Origin of the sequence: Caballeronia sp. LZ043 (assembly GCF_031451075.1) — a bacterium.
Taxonomy (GTDB): domain Bacteria; phylum Pseudomonadota; class Gammaproteobacteria; order Burkholderiales; family Burkholderiaceae; genus Caballeronia.
This window is the reverse complement of record NZ_JARUXT010000004.1, coordinates 1,402,729-1,406,881: the sequence shown is the minus strand read 5'-3', so window position 1 is coordinate 1,406,881 and position 4,153 is coordinate 1,402,729. Positions and strand designations below refer to the sequence as shown.

General features: G+C 63.6%; 4 protein-coding genes and 1 pseudogene. 2 read left to right on the top strand and 3 right to left on the bottom strand.

What is annotated here, in order from left to right; genetic code table 11:
• The 3 genes from QCE64_RS33915 to QCE64_RS33905 all read right to left on the bottom strand — a co-directional run.
• Positions 1 to 201, bottom strand: a 201-nt coding sequence (locus QCE64_RS33915; protein WP_310008492.1) for a citrate/2-methylcitrate synthase, incomplete at its 3' end; no start/stop codon positions are given.
• Positions 202 to 307: 106 nt separating this feature from the next.
• Complete coding sequence (locus tag QCE64_RS33910; protein ID WP_310008491.1) at positions 308 to 1,300, bottom strand: aldolase/citrate lyase family protein; 993 nt, start codon at positions 1,298 to 1,300, stop codon at positions 308 to 310.
• Between the two features lie 201 nt (positions 1,301 to 1,501).
• A complete protein-coding gene (locus QCE64_RS33905) occupies positions 1,502 to 2,488 on the bottom strand; it encodes a malate dehydrogenase (protein ID WP_309818783.1) in 987 nt (328 codons plus the stop codon).
• A gap of 571 nt (positions 2,489 to 3,059) precedes the next feature.
• Here QCE64_RS33905 and QCE64_RS33900 point away from each other — a divergent pair.
• Together QCE64_RS33900 and QCE64_RS33895 are read left to right on the top strand one after the other, a co-directional pair.
• Positions 3,060 to 3,848, top strand: coding sequence for a GntR family transcriptional regulator (locus tag QCE64_RS33900; RefSeq protein ID WP_309927276.1), 789 nt, complete (start codon positions 3,060 to 3,062; stop codon positions 3,846 to 3,848).
• Between the two features lie 167 nt (positions 3,849 to 4,015).
• Positions 4,016 to 4,153 (top strand): annotated as a pseudogene (locus QCE64_RS33895) (succinate dehydrogenase, cytochrome b556 subunit); the annotation flags it as partial.

Below are 4,153 nucleotides of genomic sequence, written 5' to 3'. Positions count from 1 at the left end.
ATAGGCGATCTCTTCGAACTCGGACGTGTTGGCGAGATCGAGAATGTCGTAGCCGCGATAGTGCAGATCGTTGCCGGTGCGGCCGACCGTGCACAACGCGGTATTGCCCGCCGTCACGCCGGACAGCGCAACGGACTTCTTCGGCTTGAAACCGCCTGCGGTGGAGGTTGCGGGTGCTTCGGTCGATGCGGTGTCAGTCATGCTCTCCAGTCTCCTTTCGCACGCCCGCGATGCGGCGTGACTCGTTGTGCTTGAAGAATGCGCCCGGACCCGGTCCCGGCGTGGTGCTGAACTGCTAATCGATGATTCAGGTTGCTGCAAACAGCGGCGCGCTGGCCTCGGGCACGCTTTGTCCGGTGGCATGCGCGCGCCGCAGCACCGACCAGTAATAGCGATAGCTCGCGCGATCATGCAGCGTGTCGCCATGGCGCGTCGGGCCCCACTGCGCATGCTGCGCGGCCAGCAGAATCTCCGCGGCCAGCGTGATCTCGTCCGCGCGCGGCGAGAAGGCCTCGACGATCGGCCGGATCTGGTCCGGATGAATGCTCCACATGCGCGTGTAGCCGAACTCGTTGCGGGCGCGCGCGGCATCGTTCGCGACGACGCTCATGTCGCGCACTTCCGTCGACACATTGTGCGACGGCACCTTGCCATGCGCGTGACACGCCGCAGCGATTTCGAGCTTCGCGCGCCGCACCAGCGGGTGATCGAACTGGCCGGGCGAGCGCATCGCGGTGTCGGGAATCGCGCCATTGTGCGCGGATACGAAGTCCATCAGGCCGAAGCTCAGCGATTCGACGCCCGGCAGCGCCGCCAGTTCAAAAGCTTCGGCGAGCGCGCCGTGGGTTTCGATCAGCAGATGACAGGGAACCGGCTCTGGAATGCCGAACTCGCAGCGCGAGGCCTCGATGAAGGCCACCATCTCGGCGGCGTCGAAGACGCTGCGGATCTTCGGCAGCATGACGAAGGCGGGCGCCTTGCGGGCGTTGCGCAGGATGATGCGCACGTCGTCGCGCCACGCGCGGTGATTGAAGTCGTGGATGCGCACGCCGACGCGGCCGAAGCGGTCATCCTCGCCGCCCACGAACGACGCGACCATCTCCGCGTGTTCCGCCTCGTGGCCGACCTGGGCGCCGTCTTCGCAATCGAGCGTGATGTCGAACACGGGTCCCAGTTGCGCCTGCAAGGCCAGCGATTTGCGAATCAGCTTTTCGCTGCCGGCGTAGTGATCGCAAGGAGGAAGAACCGCGGGCTGCGGTTCGCCGTCAAACAGCACTTCGGCGGGAGTGAGGGCGCGCATACTCGGCGTGGGGTCCGATGTGGGGAGTGAAGTCCGGCTTGCTCAGGTGCTCTGATTCCGATTCGGCCGCGCTCGAATGGGGTTCTGCTTGCTCAAGCGCGGGCGGATCAGGCGCGAGACGCACAGGCGCTTGCGCTGACGTGACGGACGTGAAGACAGGCCCCCGGAGCTTCCCGAGGGCTTCCGACCGACGACGTGTGCTTACTTGCCCAGCAGATGCGCGACGCCGTCACGCTCTTCGAGCAGCTCGTTCAGCGTGCCGTCCATCTTTTCGCGCGAGAACGCGTCGATTTCCAGGCCTTCGACACGCTTGTACTCGCCGTTTTCGCACGTGACCGGAACGCCGTAGATGATGTCTTCCGGGATGCCGTACGAGCCGTCCGACGGAATGCCCATCGTGACCCACTTGCCGTTCGTGCCGAGCACCCAGTCACGCACGTGGTCGATCGCCGCATTGGCTGCCGACGCCGCCGACGACAGGCCGCGCGCTTCGATGATCGCCGCGCCGCGCTTGCCGACGGTCGGGATGAACGTGTTGCGGTTCCATTCGTCGTCGTTGATCAGCTTGGTCAGGTCCTGGCCTTCGGCGCTTGCGAAGCGGAAGTCCGGGTACATGGTCGGCGAGTGATTGCCCCAGACGGCGAGCTTTTCGATGGACGCGACCGGCTTGCCCGACTTGGCGGCCAGTTGCGACAGCGCGCGGTTGTGGTCGAGGCGCAGCATGGCGGTGAAGTTCTTCTTCGGCAGATCGGGCGCCGACTTCATCGCGATGTACGCGTTCGTATTCGCCGGGTTGCCGACGACCAGCACCTTCACGTCGCGGCTGGCGACGTCGTTCAACGCCTTGCCCTGAACCGTGAAAATCTCGGCGTTCGCCGACAGCAGGTCCTTGCGCTCCATGCCCTTCGAACGCGGGCGGGCGCCCACGAGCAGCGCGACGTCGGCATCCTTGAAGGCAACCTTGGGATCGTCCGTGACGACGACGCCCGCGAGCAGCGGGAACGCGCAGTCTTCCAGTTCCATCACGACGCCCTTCACGGCGGCTTGCGCTTGCGGCAGATCGAGCAACTGAAGAATCACGGGCTGGTCTTTGCCGAGCAGATCGCCGTTGGCGATGCGGAACAGCAGCGAGTAGCCGATTTGACCTGCGGCGCCGGTGACGGCAACGCGCTTTGCGGACTTAGCCATTGATAACTCTCCTGGACGGTGCGTGGAACGCAAGGGAAAAGCGCCATTTTATGCGCGATACGCCAAGCGTTGATGAAGACATGCGGCCCTGGCCCCGCGCGACCCCCGAAAAGCACCGGCGCAGCAGGCGTTGCGCACGTTTGCGTCTGGTTTCGCGCCGCATGAATGCGTGAGCGGCGTGACTGTCATGCCGATGAATCTTTCTCTTCGAGCGCGAGGCCGGCGGGATGTTCTGCGAGGACGCGAGGAATTCGCTTGGGTCTGACGGCAAGGCGCCCATTCGAGACGGCGCTTGACGTTGCGAGACGGTGGGCAGGCAGCGGTGCGCGAACGAGTGGGGCGGTCGGCGTGAGGCGAAAGCGAAAGGGGCGTGCCTGGCGGTGTGTCGCGTGCAGTGAGACCGGAAACCGGCGTTTCGTGCGCACAGGCGACAACCCGCAAACCCTTGCTCGTCAAGGAGTGTAGGAGCGTGCCATAGTAAAGTCAACACTATCTTATGTCTTATATAAGACATAGGATTCTATGGGAAAGGTCTGGACGCACGGCGGGCCTTTGTGTTGAAATGCGCGGCATGAATTCCAACCCGGCGAGCTCGACGACCCCCAACGGCACCGCGCCTGCGGCTGAGGCCGCCGGTGTGCCGTCGCCGACGTTCAGCCCGCTGTATCAGCAGATCAAGGCGCTCATTACGCAGGGCCTCGAATCCGGCGAATGGAAGCCTGGTGAAATTATCCCGAGCGAGGTCGAACTCGCTGCGCGCTACAAGGTGAGCCAGGGCACCGTTCGCAAGGCCATCGACGAACTCGCTGCCGACAACTTGCTGGTACGCCGTCAGGGCAAAGGCACGTTCGTTGCGACTCACAGCGAAGACCGCGTGCAGTTTCGCTTCCTGCGCCTGTTGCCCGATGACGGCGACGCCCATCCCCACGTAAGCCGCCTGCTCGAGTGCAAGCGCCTGCGCGCGCCGGCGGAGATTGCCCGCCAGCTCGACCTGAAGCCGGCCGACCCCGTCGTTCTTATCAGGCGCCTGTTGCAGTTTGATGGCGTGACCACCGTCTTCGATGAAATCTGGTTGCCGGGCGTGGTGTTTCGCGGACTGACGGCGGAACGGCTGTCCGAGTACAAGGGCCCGCTCTACGCGATGTTCGAAACGGAGTTCGGCACGCGCATGATTCGTGCGTCGGAGAAAATCCGCGCCGTTCCCGCCGATGAAGCCGTTGCGCAGCATCTCCAGGTCGCGCAGGGTTTTCCGTTACTGTCGGTGGAACGCGTGTCCTATACCTATGGCGATCGCCCCGTCGAAGTGCGGCGTGGTTGGTATGTCACGACCGGCTATTACTATCAGAACGACCTGAGTTGATCTTGAGTTGATCGATCGGAAGCGGGGTCGTGGGTACGCGCCGAATGGCCGCGCCAGGCGCTTTCTTCACGCGCGGAGCAACAGTCTATTGGACGGTTTCGCGCTGCAGCGCGAAATAAAAAGGCGCTAAAATTGCGGATTAGTGTGTTAACAAGTTGGGGTCTAGCATGGCTGAAGCCGTAAAAAAACCAAGGCCCGAGTACCGGAACATCGGGATCGGCCAACTCGCGAAGTATCGCTTGCCGCTGGCGGGGAAGGTCTCCATCCTGCATCGCGTGAGCGGCCTGCTGCTCTTCGTGTGTCTG

Excerpts from the sequence above, each read along its gene's own strand:
- QCE64_RS33910 (WP_310008491.1), bottom strand. The coding sequence starts at position 1,300 with ATGCGCGCCCTCACTCCCGCCGAAGTGCTGTTTGACGGCGAACCGCAG.
- QCE64_RS33905 (WP_309818783.1), bottom strand. The coding sequence starts at position 2,488 with ATGGCTAAGTCCGCAAAGCGCGTTGCCGTCACCGGCGCCGCAGGTCAA.
- QCE64_RS33900 (WP_309927276.1), top strand. The coding sequence starts at position 3,060 with ATGAATTCCAACCCGGCGAGCTCGACGACCCCCAACGGCACCGCGCCT.